At 53.0% G+C, this 15,554-nt stretch carries 12 protein-coding genes, 1 tRNA gene and 1 pseudogene; all 14 read right to left on the bottom strand.

Features of this window, described 5'->3' with window-relative positions:
- Positions 1–98: GTP-binding protein (locus tag Q4501_RS18310; protein ID WP_303597705.1), on the bottom strand; the 98-nt coding region annotated here is incomplete at its 3' end.
- A gap of 35 nt (positions 99–133) precedes the next feature.
- Entirely contained in the window at positions 134–2,239 is a 2,106-nt protein-coding gene (gene fusA / locus Q4501_RS18305) for an elongation factor G (RefSeq protein ID WP_303597704.1), read from the bottom strand.
- An 18-nt stretch (positions 2,240–2,257) separates the two neighbouring features.
- Positions 2,258–2,728, bottom strand: a complete 471-nt coding sequence (rpsG, locus tag Q4501_RS18300) for a 30S ribosomal protein S7 (protein ID WP_303597703.1) — start codon at positions 2,726–2,728, stop codon at positions 2,258–2,260.
- A gap of 115 nt (positions 2,729–2,843) precedes the next feature.
- Positions 2,844–3,218 (bottom strand): 30S ribosomal protein S12, encoded by a 375-nt coding sequence (gene rpsL / locus Q4501_RS18295; protein ID WP_044387678.1) that lies wholly within the window; start codon positions 3,216–3,218, stop codon positions 2,844–2,846.
- Positions 3,219–3,380: 162 nt separating this feature from the next.
- Positions 3,381–7,595, bottom strand: a complete 4,215-nt coding sequence (gene rpoC, locus Q4501_RS18290; protein ID WP_303597702.1) for a DNA-directed RNA polymerase subunit beta' — start codon at positions 7,593–7,595, stop codon at positions 3,381–3,383.
- 76 nt (positions 7,596–7,671) lie between these two features.
- The gene (gene rpoB, locus Q4501_RS18285) at positions 7,672–11,748 is read right to left on the bottom strand and encodes a DNA-directed RNA polymerase subunit beta (protein ID WP_303597701.1); all 4,077 of its coding nucleotides are present in this window, start codon (positions 11,746–11,748) and stop codon (positions 7,672–7,674) included.
- Positions 11,749–11,991: 243 nt separating this feature from the next.
- The gene (gene rplL / locus Q4501_RS18280) at positions 11,992–12,366 is read right to left on the bottom strand and encodes a 50S ribosomal protein L7/L12 (protein WP_303597700.1); all 375 of its coding nucleotides are present in this window, start codon (positions 12,364–12,366) and stop codon (positions 11,992–11,994) included.
- Between the two features lie 39 nt (positions 12,367–12,405).
- Positions 12,406–12,936 (bottom strand): 50S ribosomal protein L10, encoded by a 531-nt coding sequence (rplJ, locus tag Q4501_RS18275; RefSeq protein ID WP_303597699.1) that lies wholly within the window; start codon positions 12,934–12,936, stop codon positions 12,406–12,408.
- 248 nt (positions 12,937–13,184) lie between these two features.
- Entirely contained in the window at positions 13,185–13,883 is a 699-nt protein-coding gene (gene rplA / locus Q4501_RS18270) for a 50S ribosomal protein L1 (RefSeq protein WP_303597698.1), read from the bottom strand.
- A 1-nt stretch (position 13,884) separates the two neighbouring features.
- Complete coding sequence (gene rplK, locus Q4501_RS18265; protein WP_303597697.1) at positions 13,885–14,316, bottom strand: 50S ribosomal protein L11; 432 nt, start codon at positions 14,314–14,316, stop codon at positions 13,885–13,887.
- Positions 14,317–14,417: 101 nt separating this feature from the next.
- The gene (gene nusG, locus Q4501_RS18260) at positions 14,418–14,951 is read right to left on the bottom strand and encodes a transcription termination/antitermination protein NusG (protein ID WP_303597696.1); all 534 of its coding nucleotides are present in this window, start codon (positions 14,949–14,951) and stop codon (positions 14,418–14,420) included.
- Between the two features lie 12 nt (positions 14,952–14,963).
- Positions 14,964–15,332, bottom strand: coding sequence for a preprotein translocase subunit SecE (gene secE, locus Q4501_RS18255; protein WP_303597695.1), 369 nt, complete (start codon positions 15,330–15,332; stop codon positions 14,964–14,966).
- Between the two features lie 33 nt (positions 15,333–15,365).
- Positions 15,366–15,441, bottom strand: a tRNA-Trp gene (locus Q4501_RS18250).
- Between the two features lie 37 nt (positions 15,442–15,478).
- Positions 15,479–15,554, bottom strand: a pseudogene (locus tag Q4501_RS18245) (elongation factor Tu); the annotation flags it as partial.

Here is a 15,554-nt window from a genome sequence, read left to right as displayed (position 1 = left end):
GTCAGAGCAGCGGTCAGAGTCGTCTTACCATGGTCTACGTGACCAATAGTGCCCACGTTCAAGTGCGGCTTATTACGCTCAAATTTAGATTTAGACACAGTTACACCTCTTCCTGTTACTTAAGTCCTGGGCATCAACCCTTTTTAATAATTGCTTCGGCAATGTTGTTTGGTGCTTCCGAATAACGCGCAAACTCCATCGCGTATGACGCACGACCCTGGGTCGCAGAGCGCAGGTCGGTCGCATAACCAAACATTTCCGACAACGGAACCTCAGCACGAACAATCTTGCCCGCAACGCCGTCATCCATACCCTGAATCAGGCCACGACGACGGTTCAAATCACCGACCACGTCACCCATATAGTCTTCAGGCGTTACAACCTCAACCTTCATCATCGGCTCAAGCAGAGCCGGGTTCGCTTCCAAAGCGCCTTTCTTCATCGCCATGGAACCCGCGATCTTGAACGCCATTTCGTTGGAGTCCACGTCGTGGTATGAACCATCGTACAAGGTTGCCTTGATACCCAGCAGCGGATAGCCGGCCAGACAGCCATTCTGCATCTGCTCCGAGATACCCTGCTGAACCGCCGGGATGTATTCCTTGGGAACAGCACCACCAACGATCTCGTTCACGAAGATAAAGTTCTCAGCATCTTCCTCGTCCAACGGCAGAGGATCGATTCTGACTTTTACGTGACCATACTGACCACGACCACCAGACTGACGAACAAACTTACCTTCAACGTCTACAGACTTACGAATACACTCACGATAAGCAACTTGCGGCTTACCGATATTAGCCTCAACCTTGAACTCGCGACGCATACGGTCAACAAGAATATCCAGGTGAAGCTCGCCCATGCCAGAGATAATCGTCTGACCGGTCTCTTCGTCTGTACGTACACGGAATGACGGATCTTCCTGAGCAAGCTTACCCAGAGCAACACCCATCTTTTCCTGATCAGCCTTGGACTTGGGCTCTACCGCAACCGAGATTACCGGCTCCGGAAACTCCATACGCTCCAGGATGATCTTGTTATTTTCATCGCACAAGGTGTCACCAGTGGTGACGTTCTTAAGACCGATCGCCGCAGCAATATCGCCAGCCAGAACTTCCTTGATCTCTTCCCGGTCGTTAGCGTGCATCTGAACCATACGGCCCACACGCTCTTTTTTACCTTTAACCGAGTTATATACTGCGTTACCAGATTCCAGCGTACCCGAGTAAACCCGGAAGAACGTCAGAGACCCAACAAACGGATCAGTAGCGATCTTGAATGCCAGCGCAGCAAACGGAGCCTTGTCATCAACAGGACGAGTCTCTTCTGTGCCGTCCTCGTCTACTTCACCACGGATCGCTTTTACTTCATCCGGAGCAGGCAAGTATTCGATAACAGCATCAAGAACAGCCTGAACACCCTTGTTCTTGAAAGCGGAACCGCAAGTTGCGAGAACTATCTCGTTGGCGATAGTACGTGAACGCAAGCCCTTCTTGATTTCCTCAATGCTGAGCTCACCTTCTTCGAGATACTTTTCCATGTACTCTTCGTTGGCTTCCGCAGCAGCTTCTACCAACTGCTCCCGGTACTTAGCAACTTCGTCTGCCATATCGGCAGGAATATCACCCAACTCGTAGGTCATACCCATATCGTCGTTGCTCCAGTGGATCGCTTTCATGCGCAGCAGATCTACTACACCTTCAAACTGATCCTCTGCACCAATCGGCAGCTGAAGCGGTACCGGGGTAGCGCCCAGACGACTCTTGATCTGATTGACCACACGCAGGAAGTCTGCACCGGCGCGATCCATCTTGTTGACGAACACCATGCGCGGAACTTCATACTTGTTAGCCTGACGCCATACGGTCTCAGACTGCGGCTCAACACCCGAGGACGCGCAGAATACAACAACTGCACCATCGAGAACCCGCAAGGAACGCTCAACTTCAATGGTGAAGTCAACGTGTCCCGGGGTATCGATTACGTTGATACGATGCTCGTCGAACTGCTTGTCCATGCCCTGCCAGAAGGTAGTAACAGCGGCAGAGGTGATGGTAATACCACGCTCCTGCTCTTGCTCCATCCAGTCAGTGGTAGATGCGCCATCGTGGGTCTCACCCATTTTATGGCTACGACCAGTGTAATAAAGAATACGCTCAGTCGTTGTGGTTTTGCCCGCATCAACGTGCGCACAGATACCAATGTTTCTGTAACGTTTAATCGGCGTTTTACGTGCCACTGTGTAAACCTCGACTGTTTAGAAACGGAAGTGAGAGAACGCCTTGTTGGCTTCTGCCATGCGGTGTACGTCTTCACGCTTCTTAACAGCGGCGCCTTTGCTGTCAGCGGCGTCAAGAATTTCACCGGCCAGACGCTGCGCCATAGACTTCTCACCGCGCTTCCGTGAAAATTCCACGAGCCAGCGCATAGCCAGCGCGTTCTGACGGGAAGGCCGTACTTCTACGGGCACCTGGTAAGTAGCACCACCCACACGACGGGACTTAACCTCGACCATCGGCTGGATGTTCTCCAGGGCCTTTTCGAACATGTCGATCGGCTCTTCCTTGGACTTCTCGGCAACAATTGTCAGAGCACCGTAAACAATACGCTCTGCAACCGCTTTCTTGCCGCTTTCCATCACATGGTTGATGAACTTGGCAAGACGCGCACTACCGAACTTCGGATCCGGGATAATTTCCCGTTTAGCTGCAACTCTTCTTCTAGGCATCGATAAGCCCTTATCTATTTAAAAGGTCTTCAGGAACCCCTGAGATGGCCTTTCGCCACTCAGCCTTACTCTTACCGTTCTGACAAGCAACGATAAAAGACACCCACTAGGGATATCAGGATTTGGGACGTTTAGTACCGTACTTGGAGCGACCCTGCTTACGGCTCTGTACACCCTGGGTGTCCAGTGTTCCGCGAACAGTGTGATAGCGCACACCCGGAAGGTCTTTTACTCGACCGCCACGGATAAGCACAACACTGTGCTCCTGAAGGTTGTGACCTTCACCACCAATGTATGAGGAAACCTCGAAGCCGTTGGTCAGACGAACACGACACACTTTACGCAGTGCTGAGTTCGGCTTCTTCGGCGTTGTGGTGTATACACGAGTGCAAACACCACGGCGCTGAGGACAGGCCTGAAGAGCAGGAACATCGCTCTTGGCTACCTTGCGCTTACGAGGCTTACGCACCAACTGATTAATCGTTGCCATGTAAGCAAACTCCAAAAAACCATATCAATGAAACTTACCCCCAGTGAAGGGGGTAAAATTTAAGGGACGCAAGTTTAAGCCCGCGCCCCCTGTCAGTCAAGATGACTGATCTCTTTTTAACCACCTCCGCGTAAGTAACTACACGGAGATGGTCTGCCTGGCTCAACTTCCGCGGTTGAGTTCGGCGCTCAGAGCTTCTTCCACATCAGCCGCAGTAACGCCCTGCTCTTCCAGTTCGCGCTTGCGTCGACGCTCGGCGTGATAGGCCAGGCCTGTTCCCGCCGGGATCAGACGACCAACCACCACGTTTTCCTTCAGACCGCGCAGATAATCGCGCTTACCTGTAACCGCGCCTTCGGTAAGAACCCGTGTCGTTTCCTGGAACGAAGCCGCAGAAATGAACGACTCAGTTGCCAGAGAAGCCTTGGTGATACCCAGCAACAGGCGATCAAACCGTGCTGGCTCTTTGTCCGCTGCGTTAGCTTCTTCGTTGGCTTCAAGCACGTTATTGATCTCAACCGAGTCACCAGAAAGCAGCTGAGTCTCACCCGGATCAGTGATTTCAACTTTGCGCAACATCTGACGCACGATTACTTCAATGTGCTTATCGTTGATTACTACGCCCTGCAAACGGTAAACGTCCTGGATTTCGTTGGTAATGTACTTAGCCAACGCAACCACACCCAGCAGACGCAAAATGTCGTGCGGGTTGGACGGGCCATCTGAAATAACCTCGCCCTTCTCAACGGTTTCGCCTTCAAATACGTTCATCTGGCGATGCTTGGGGATCAACACCTCGTATGGATCTGCGTCTTTCGGAGTGATCACCAGGCGCTTCTTGCCCTTGGTTTCCTTACCGAACGAAATCATGCCGCTGATCTCAGCGAGGATAGACGACTCTTTAGGTCGGCGCGCCTCGAACAGATCGGCAACCCGTGGCAGACCACCAGTGATGTCACGCGTTTTAGAGCTGGCCTGGGGAATACGAGCAACCACATCACCCAGCTCAATACGTGCGCCATTGGCCATAGTCACCAGAGCATTGGCCGGCATGAAGAATATCGCCGCGCCACCACCAGGCAAATCAACGTCATTACCCGCTTCATCAACCATCTGAATTGCCGGGCGGATATCCTTACCAGCCGCCGGGCGCTCTTTCGGATCGATAATTTCCATGGTCGACAGGCCGGTGAGCTCGTCGGTCTGGGTGCGAACGGTAATGCCCTGATCCATGTTAACGAACTTGGCTGTACCTTCAGCTTCAGCGATGATCGGGTGAGTGTGTGGATCCCACTTGGCAACCACAACGCCCGCCTCAACATTGTCACCGTGCTTCACAGAAAGCACTGCGCCGTAAGGAAGCTTATACCATTCACGCTCACGCCCCTGATCGTCGGCGATCGCCAGAGCAGATGAACGGGAAATAACAACCAGTGAGCCGTCTTTTTTCTCAAGCGACTTCAGGTTGTGCAGGCGAACCGTACCACCATGCTTGACCTGAATATTGTCCACCGCAGACGCCCGGCTCGCAGCACCACCAATGTGGAACGTACGCATGGTAAGCTGGGTTCCCGGCTCACCTATGGACTGAGCAGCAATAACACCCACTGCTTCACCTACGTTCACACGATGCCCACGGGCGAGATCGCGACCGTAACACTTGGAGCAGATACCATGACGGGTCTCACAGGTGATCGCAGAGCGCACCCATACCTCGTCCACACCAGCACCTTCCAGTGTTTCGACCGCTTTCTCATCCAGCAAAGTGCCAGCAGGAACTACGGCATTGTCCTTATCGATCGGTGTAAACGCATCCCGGGCAGTAACACGACCCAACACACGAGCACCCAGTGGCACAACAACGTCACCGCCTTCAATGTGCGGCGTCATCAGCAGACCTTCTTCGGTACCGCAATCTTCCTCTGTAACAACCAGATCTTGCGATACGTCGACCAGGCGACGAGTCAGGTAACCGGAGTTAGCGGTCTTCAAGGCAGTATCGGCCAGACCCTTACGAGCACCGTGAGTCGAGATAAAGTACTGAAGTACGTTCAGGCCTTCACGGAAGTTAGCTGTAATCGGCGTCTCGATGATGGAGCCATCCGGCTTGGCCATCAGGCCACGCATACCCGCCAACTGACGAATCTGGGCTGCAGAACCCCGAGCGCCGGAGTCCGCCATCATGTACACAGAGTTGAAAGACTCCTGCATCAACTCTTGGCCATCTTCACCTTTGATGGGCTTACCATCAGCGCCGATGACCTGCTCCTTCGCCAACCGCTCCATCATGGCCTTGGAGACCTTGTCGTTGGCTCGTGACCAGATGTCGATTACCTTGTTGTACTTCTCACCCTGAGTAAGCAGACCGGAGGCATACTGGGTTTCGATGTCCTTCACTTCCTGGGAAGCAGCGTCCACCAACTCATATTTTTCCGGCGGGATTTCAAAATCGTTAAAGCCGATAGAAATGCCCGATACAGTCGCGTACTGGTAGCCGGTGTACATCAGCTGATCAGCAAAGATAACCGTCTCTTTGAGACCGGCATCGCGATAGCAGATATTGATAAGGTTGGAGATCGCCTTCTTGACCATTGGCTTGTTCACCAGGTCGTAAGAAAGGCCATCCGGCACGATATCAAACAGCAGAGCACGACCGACCGTGGTGTCCACGATCTTGTACTCTTCAGTACGCTCACCATTTTCAAGAATGGCAACTTCCTTCACGCGCACCTTGACGATTGCCTGCAGGTCTACCTGGCCAGCACCGTATGCACGGTGAGCTTCTTTGATGTCGGCAAACACCATGCCTTCACCCAGCGCGCTTTTACGTTCACGCGTCATGTAATAGAGGCCGAGTACAACGTCCTGGGACGGAACAATAATCGGCTCACCATTCGCAGGTGACAGAATGTTGTTGGTGGACATCATCAGCGCACGGGCTTCAAGCTGAGCTTCCAGAGTCAACGGCACGTGTACCGCCATCTGGTCACCGTCGAAGTCGGCGTTGTAGGCTGCACAAACCAATGGGTGCAACTGGATCGCCTTACCTTCGATCAGTACTGGCTCAAACGCCTGAATGCCCAGACGGTGAAGTGTCGGCGCACGGTTAAGCATGATCGGATGCTGACGAATGACCTCGTCCAGGATATCCCAAACGACGCCCTCTTCGCGCTCAACCATCTTCTTGGCGGCTTTAATAGTGGTAGCCAGGCCGCGATGCTCAAGCTTTGAAAAGATAAACGGCTTGAACAGCTCAAGTGCCATTTTCTTAGGCAGACCACACTGATGCAGGCGCAGGTATGGGCCTACAACAATTACGGAACGACCGGAGTAGTCAACGCGCTTACCGAGCAGGTTTTGACGGAAACGACCCTGCTTACCCTTGATCATGTCTGCCAGAGACTTCAGGGGACGTTTGTTGGTGCCGGTTATGGCACGGCCGCGACGGCCGTTGTCCAACAACGCATCTACAGCTTCCTGAAGCATCCGCTTTTCGTTACGCACGATAATGTCTGGAGCGTTCAGTTCCAGCAGGCGCTTGAGGCGGTTATTCCGGTTGATTACCCGGCGATACAGGTCGTTCAGATCCGATGTTGCAAAGCGACCACCATCCAGCGGTACCAGCGGACGCAAATCCGGTGGCAGAACTGGAAGTACAGTCATCACCATGTCACCCGGCTTGTTGCCGGAGTACAGGAAGGCCTCAAGAATTTTCAGGCGCTTGCTGAATTTCTTGATCTTGGTTTCGGAGTTGGTCTGCGGAATTTCTTCGCGCAAAGCGTCAACTTCTTCCTGAAGATCAATATCTTCAAGCAGCTGTTTCACAGCTTCCGCACCCATGCGGGCGTCAAACTCATCGCCAAACTCTTCCAGAGCTTCGTAATACTGCTCATCGTTCAGCAACTGGCCACGTTCAAGCGTTGTCATACCCGGGTCAATCACAATGAAGGACTCGAAGTAGAGAACACGCTCTATATCACGCAGCGTCATGTCCAACATCAAACCGATACGGGATGGCAAAGACTTGAGGAACCATATGTGAGCGACCGGGCTGGCCAGCTCAATATGCCCCATGCGCTCACGGCGAACGCTTGCCAGTGCAACTTCAACGCCACACTTTTCACAGATAACACCGCGGTGCTTCAGGCGCTTATACTTGCCGCACAGGCACTCGTAGTCCTTGATCGGGCCAAAGATCTTGGCGCAGAACAAGCCGTCACGCTCTGGCTTGAACGTACGGTAGTTAATAGTCTCAGGCTTCTTAACTTCACCAAAGGACCATGAACGAATCATGTCGGGTGATGCCAAACCAATACGGATGGCGTCAAATTCCTTACTTTGGTTCTGGCTCTTGAGAAGATTCAGCAAATCTTTCATCAGTAAAAGCTCCGGATGGCGTTAATCTCGGGCGGGCACCCCAGGTGCCCGCTCACGCTGCCAAAAACAATTCGGCTCACTCAGATTCCAGCTCGATGTCGATACCCAACGAACGGATTTCCTTGACAAGAACGTTGAAGGATTCCGGCATGCCGGGCTCCATCCGATGATCACCATCGACGATGTTCTTGTACATCTTGGTACGGCCGTTCACGTCATCAGACTTAACGGTGAGCATTTCCTGCAGCGTATAAGCTGCACCGTAAGCCTCAAGGGCCCACACTTCCATCTCACCAAAGCGCTGACCACCGAACTGAGCCTTACCACCCAGCGGCTGCTGAGTGACCAGACTGTACGAGCCGGTCGAACGTGCGTGCATCTTGTCATCGATCAAGTGGTTCAACTTGAGGATATACATATACCCAACAGTGACCGGACGATCGAAGGCATCACCAGTACGACCATCATAGAGCTTGGTCTGACCGGTCGTGCTTAGCCCTGCCAGATCAAGCATGTGCTTGACCTCGGCTTCTTTAGCACCGTCGAACACCGGCGTTGCCATAGGAACACCGCTACGCAGGTTGTGGCACATTTCCTGAATTTCTTTGTCGCTCAGGGAATCCAGATCAACCTTGAACACTTCGTCAGAGTGGTTGTAGATCTCATCAAGCAGCTTGCGCAGCTCCGCAATTTTGCGTTGCTCGTCAAGCATTTTGCCGATGCGCTCGCCAAGCCCTTTAGCTGCAGCACCCAAATGGGTCTCAAGCACCTGACCGACGTTCATCCGCGAAGGAACACCCAGAGGGTTCAGGACGATATCAACAGTGCGCCCATCCACATCGTACGGCATATCCTCAATCGGCATAACGGCAGAGATAACACCTTTGTTACCATGGCGTCCGGCCATTTTGTCACCAGGCTGAATACGACGCTTGATGGCAAGGTAGACCTTCACAATTTTCAGGACACCCGGCGCGAGATCGTCGCCCTGCTGCAGCTTGCCTTTCTTGTCGTCAAAGCGCGCTTCGTGCTCTTTCTTACGCTCTTCAAGACCTTGCTCCGACTTCTCCAGCAACTCATTCAGACTTTCGTCTTGCATGCGCAACTTGAACCAGTCTGGGCGTGGCAGCTCTGCCAGGTAGCCTTCATCCAGGCTTGCACCCTTCTTAAGGCCCGGACCACTGATCACAGATTGACCCTTCAACGCATTGAGGAGACGCTCAAAGGTAGCGCCCTCAACAATACGATATTCGTCTTTCAGGTCTTTGCGGTATTGATCCAGCTGCTCTTTCTCGATCGCCTGGGCGCGCTGATCTTTCTCGATACCATCACGGGTAAAGACCTGCACATCAATAACCGTACCGCGAGTGCCTGTCGGCACACGGGAGGAGGTGTCTTTTACATCAGACGCCTTCTCACCGAAGATTGCCCTCAGAAGCTTCTCTTCCGGTGTCAGCTGGGTTTCACCTTTCGGCGTCACCTTACCAACCAGAATGTCGCCAGGGCCTACTTCAGCACCGATATAAACAATACCGGACTCATCCAGCTTGGCCAGCGCACTCTCACCAACGTTCGGAATGTCCGCAGTGATCTCTTCGCTGCCAAGTTTGGTATCACGAGCCACACAGGTCAGTTCCTGAATGTGGATAGTGGTCAGGCGATCTTCCTGAACAACCTTCTCGGAAATAAGGATGGAATCCTCAAAGTTGTAACCGTTCCAGGGCATGAATGCGATACGCATATTCTGACCCAGAGCCAGCTCACCGAGGTCCACAGAAGGACCGTCTGCCAACACGTCACCGCGGGCAATGGCATCACCCTGGCGCACAATGGAGCGCTGGTTGATACAGGTGTTCTGGTTCGAGCGGGTGTACTTGGTGAGGTTGTAGATATCCACACCGGCATCACCTGCCTCGGTTTCTTCGTTATTCACGCGAACAACAATACGTGCCGCATCAACGCTTTCAATCACACCGCCGCGACGGGCAGTTACACAGACGCCGGAATCCTGCGCTACTGTGCGCTCAACACCAGTACCTACCAAAGGCACCTGAGAGCGCAGTGTCGGCACCGCCTGACGCTGCATGTTCGCACCCATAAGGGCACGGTTAGCATCATCGTGCTCCAGGAACGGGATCAGCGAGGCAGCAACAGATACAACCTGGCGCGGCGATACGTCCATGAAGTTAACACTTTCAGGAGGCATGACCGTGGTTTCGTTCTGATGACGCACTGTTACCAGCTCGTCCATCAGACGCTTGCCATCGTCCATCGCGGCACTGGCCTGAGCGATTACGTAGGTGCTTTCTTCGATCGCTGACAAATAAACCAGCTCATCGGTTACTACGCCATCAACCACTTTTCTGTACGGGCTCTCAAGGAAGCCGTAAGAGTTGGCTCGTGCGTAGGTCGCCAGTGAGTTGATCAGACCGATGTTTGGTCCTTCCGGCGTCTCGATCGGGCATACACGACCGTAATGCGTCGGATGCACGTCACGAACCTCAAAGCCTGCGCGCTCACGAGTCAAGCCGCCTGGCCCAAGTGCCGAAATACGGCGTTTGTGAGTCACCTCGGACAGCGGGTTGTTCTGATCCATGAACTGGGACAACTGGCTCGAACCAAAGAACTCTTTAACCGCAGCAGCAACCGGCTTGGCATTAATCAGGTCCTGAGGCATCAGGCCTTCACTTTCGGCCAGGCTCAGGCGCTCACGAACCGCACGCTCTACACGAACCAGGCCTACACGGAACTGGTTTTCAGCCATCTCACCCACGCAACGCACGCGGCGGTTGCCGAGGTTATCAATGTCATCCACATTGCCCTGACCGTTACGGATATCGATCAGAGTCTTGAGAACATCAATGATGTCGTCGTGGGTCAGCGTACCTTCGCCTGTGCTTTCTTCGCGGCGCAGGCGACGGTTAAGCTTCATTCGACCGACAGCCGACAGGTCGTAGCGCTCTTCAGAGAAGAAAAGATTGTTGAACAGGTTCTCAGCTGAATCTTTTGTTGGTGGCTCTCCCGGACGCATCATCCGGTAGATTTCAACCAGAGCTTCAAGTGGACTACGGGTCGGATCGATACGCAGGGTGTCCGACATGAACGGACCACAATCCAGGTCGTTCGTGTAGAGCGTTTCGATGTCGGTTACACCAGCATCCAGAATCTTGGTTACGACTTCATCGCTGAGCTCGGTATTGCACTCTACCAGAACCTCGCCAGTCGCCTGGTCGATCATATCTTTGGCCAGGACGCGGCCGTACAGATATTCGGTAGGAACCTCGAGCTCATTAATGCCGGCTTTTTCTAGCTGTTTGATATGGCGAGCAGTGATCCGCCGGCCTTCTTCAACGATCAGCTTGCCTTCGTTGTCCTTGATATCGAATGTTGCAATATCACCACGGAGACGACTTGGGACCAACTCAAGCTTGCAGGTTTCCGCGCCCAGGGTGAATTTACTGGTATCAAAGAACATCTCCAGCATCTGCTCGGAGGTGTAACCCAACGCCCGCAGGAGAATTGAAGCCGGCAATTTGCGTCGACGGTCAATACGAACGAAAACGGAATCTTTAGGGTCGAACTCGAAATCGAGCCACGAACCACGGTAAGGAATCACCCGTGCCGAATACAACAGCTTGCCGGATGAATGGGTCTTACCTTTATCATGATCAAAGAACACACCGGGAGAGCGGTGGAGCTGGGAAACAATAACTCGCTCGGTACCGTTAATAACAAAGGTACCATTCTCGGTCATCAGGGGCATTTCGCCCATGTAGACTTCTTGTTCCTTGATGTCCTTGATCGCCTTGTTGGACGACTCTCTATCATAAATGATGAGACGGACTTTAACTCTCAGCGGCGCCGCATAAGTCACGCCCCTAAGCTGGCATTCCTTGACGTCGAATACCGGCTCACCAATGCGGTAGCTCACGTATTCGAGCGCCGCATTGCCAGAGTAGCTGGCAATCGGGAATACGGATTTGAATGCTGCGTGAAGACCGGTTTCCCGACGGTCTCCAGGGGCGGCTTCCATTTGGAGGAAGTCCCGGAATGAATCCAGCTGAATAGACAGCAAATAGGGGACATCCATAACGGAAGGCAATTTACTAAAATCTTTGCGAATCCGCTTTTTCTCAGTATAGGAGTAAGTCATCTGCATTCCCCAGCTTTAGACCTGATACCTGGTATCAAGAAGCAACCAATGTTTTGCTTCGGGGCCGAATTGCTCGGCTTATCGCGCCGTCTTGAACAAAGACTCCGGCAGCTATTTGCGGCTTTGAAAACCAACCTGCAAGTGCACACCAGACTCTATAGCATATACAACAGAAAAAGGCCGGTGGCACAAAGCCACCAGCCTGTCTACGCTTGAAGCGCAGTTTCGATCAACAGCCGACTCTTACTTAAGCTCAACAGAAGCGCCTGCTTCCTCAAGCTTGGTCTTGGCCGCTTCTGCGTCGTCTTTGCTCGCACCTTCTTTAACAGTTGTAGGCGCGCCATCAACCATTTCTTTCGCTTCTTTCAGACCCAGGCCGGTCAGTTCACGAACAGCCTTGATAACGTTAACTTTCTTCTCACCGACACCGGTCAGAACAACGTCAAATTCGGTCTTTTCTTCGGCAGCAGCAGCTTCGCCGGCGGCTGCAGGAGCAGCAGCAACAGCAGCAGCGGCAGATACGCCGAATTTCTCTTCCATTGCTTCAACCAGCGCTACAACGTCCATAACGCTCATTTCTGCAATTGCGTTCAAAATGTCTTCGTTAGACAGAGCCATGACTTTCTCCCAAAAATATAAAAATGGTGTTCAACAGAATCAAGCAGCTTCTTGCTTCTGGTCGCGAACTGCCGCTACGGCGCGGGTCACTTTCGAAGGAACTTCGTTCAGTGTCCGTGCCAGCTTGGTGATTGGTGCCTGTGTAACAGCGGCCAGCATTGTCAACGCTTCGTGACGTGTTGGCAGCTTGGCAAGACGATCGATCTGGTCTGCGCCCATCAGCTCACCGCCGACTGCCAGTCCTTTAATCTCGAATACGTCTTTCTCTTTTGCAAAATCCTTCAGCAGGCGTGCTGCCGCTCCCGGATCTTCCATTGAGAATGCCAAAATTGTCGGGCCGACCAAGGCTTCATCGATGCACTCAAACTCGGTGCCACGAATAGCAATCTTGGCAAGGTTGTTACGAACAACCTTGAGATGCACATTCTCAGCACGAGCTTTGGCACGAAGAGCCGTCATATCACCAGAGGTGACACCACGGTAGTCAGCCAGAACCACAGACAGAGCACCACCGGCAGTCTCGTTGACTTCAGCGACGATCGCTTTCTTGTCTTCGAGTCTAATTGCCACTGGATTTCTCCTCGATTTCGCCGGGGGTATCCCGGCAAACCCATCATTGCCCTGGAAGCGACTACAACCTGCTTCCGACGGGCGCCTTAACGGTGTTTGGGTTCAGAGAGAACGTCTTCACACCGTCTGCGCAGGCGTTGCTTTAACCCTTGTAGCACTTCCGGTCAAACCGGGAGCGCCTCGGGGGCCTGCGGTCTTTGACAGCCTTGGCTTCCGCCCAGACTACAAAGCAACCACCGATCAAAGGATCAAATAACGAGACCGCTCTGATCGATAGTCAGGCCAGGACCCATAGTCGAGGAAACGGTGATCTTCTTCAGATACACACCTTTCGCCGACGACGGCTTGGCCTTTTTCAGGTCTGCCACCAGAGCTTCAAGGTTTTCCTTGATGTTCTGTGCAGAAAACTCAACGTTACCCAGCGGGGCATGGATAATGCCGTTTTTGTCGGTGCGGTAACGAACCTGACCTGCCTTGGCGTTTTTGACCGCAGTCTCAACGTCAGGCGTCACAGTACCCACCTTCGGGTTCGGCATAAGGCCACGGGGGCCAAGGATCTGGCCCAGCTGACCAACAACACGCATGGCGTCCGGAGTGGCAATAACCACGTCGAAATCCATGTTGCCTTTCTTAACTTCGTCCGCCAGGTCATCCATACCGACAATATCGGCACCAGCAGCGGTTGCTTTTTCGGCATTGGCGCCCTGAGTAAACACGGCGACGCGAACGGTTTTACCAGTGCCGTGAGGCAGAACAGTACTGCTACGAACTACCTGGTCAGATTTACGCGCATCAACACCAAGGTTGATTGCAACATCCAGAGACTCTTTGAACTTGACGCTCTGGCCAAGCTCAACCAACAACGCAACCGCTTCATCAACGGAGTAAGAGCGAGTGGAGTCTGTCTTTTCAAGAATCAGCTTTTGACGCTTGCTCATCTTTGACATGTTATACGCCCTCCACGGTTAGGCCCATGCTGCGGGCAGTTCCAGCAATGGTACGAACCGCTGCGTCCATATCAGCAGCAGTCAAATCCGGCTCTTTGGCCTTGGCAATCTCTTCGAGTTGCTCACGAGTTACCTTGCCTACTTTCTCGGTATTCGGGCGACCAGAACCACTCTTAACGCCCGCAGCCTTCAGAAGAAGAACAGGGGCCGGCGGAGTCTTGGTAATAAATGTGAAGCTGCGATCACTGTAAACTGTGATAACAGTTGGAATCGGCAAGCCGGCTTCCATATCCTGGGTCTGGGCATTGAACGCCTTACAGAACTCCATGATGTTAACGCCGCGCTGACCCAGAGCTGGGCCAACGGGGGGGCTCGGGTTGGCCTTACCGGCAGCAACCTGAAGCTTGATATATGCTTCTATCTTTTTAGCCATGCTAATACTCCCTTGGGTTCAAACGCCTTTCGGCTCCCCGTTGCAGACACAAAAAGCCCGCGACGCCTGAGCGCGCGAGCCTTCCGGTTAAAAGCCGCTGGTCAGTCTTTCTCGACCTGACCAAACTCCAACTCCACGGGAGTTGAGCGACCGAAAATCAGAACAGCAACCTTGACCCGACTCTTGTCGTAATCAACTTCTTCTACCACGCCATTGAAATCCGCAAATGGACCTTCAACAACACGAACAACCTCGCCTGGCTCGAACAGCGTTTTCGGCTTGGGCTTATCCACGCCACTCTCCAAGCGACGCAAAATCCCTTCTGCCTCACGCTCAGTAATCGGAGCTGGCTTATCTTTTGTTCCACCAATAAAGCCAAGCACTCTCGGGGTGTTCTTCACAAGGTGCCAGGTGCCGTCGTCCATTTCCATCTGAACAAGCACGTATCCAGGATAAAACTTGCGCTCACTCTTGCGCTTTTTCCCGTCACGCATTTCGACGACTTCTTCGGTAGGAACAAGGATCTCACCGAACCTGTCCTCCATGCCCGCAAGCGCAACGCGCTCCGCCAGAGTGCGCATTACATGCTTTTCGTAGCCAGAATACGCATGAACCACGTACCAGCGCTTAGCCATTGCCCACTCCTGTTAGCCGATAAAACCGGCGACCAGCCAACTAATTATAGAATCCATACCCCACAACAACAGGGACACAACCAGCACAAAAACTACAACGATAACCGTAGTCTGAACCAGCTCTGGCCTGGTGGGCCATACCACTTTCCGGATCTCAACGCGCGCTTCTTTAAGCAAGGTCGCAAAACGCTGCCCACGCGAAGTCTGCAGTGCAACCAAAGCCGCAACAATAGCAAGACCAACGAGAGCCAGAACCCTATACAGCAAAGATTCGGCGCTAAAATACTGATTACCAACTACACCAACGGCAATCAGCACAAAAACAACCAGCCACTTCACTAGGTCGAAACGACTGTTTGACTGAACGGCTTTTGACTCCATGGGAATCAACTTATGTATCCGGATGTTAAAAAATGGCAGGCCAGGAGGGAATCGAACCCCCAACCTGCGGTTTTGGAGACCGCTGCTCTGCCAATTGAGCTACTGGCCTGCACCGAAACTACTCAGTGCACTTTCTATCGAGCAAATTACTCGATAATCTTCGCTACCACACCGGCACCAACGGTACGGCCGCCTTCACGAATCGCGAAGCGCAGACCATCT

The organism is Marinobacter sp. 2_MG-2023 (genome assembly GCF_030546935.1).
GTDB lineage: Bacteria > Pseudomonadota > Gammaproteobacteria > Pseudomonadales > Oleiphilaceae > Marinobacter.
The sequence above is the reverse complement of the archived record's forward strand: the minus strand, read 5'-3'. Positions and strand labels throughout refer to the sequence as shown.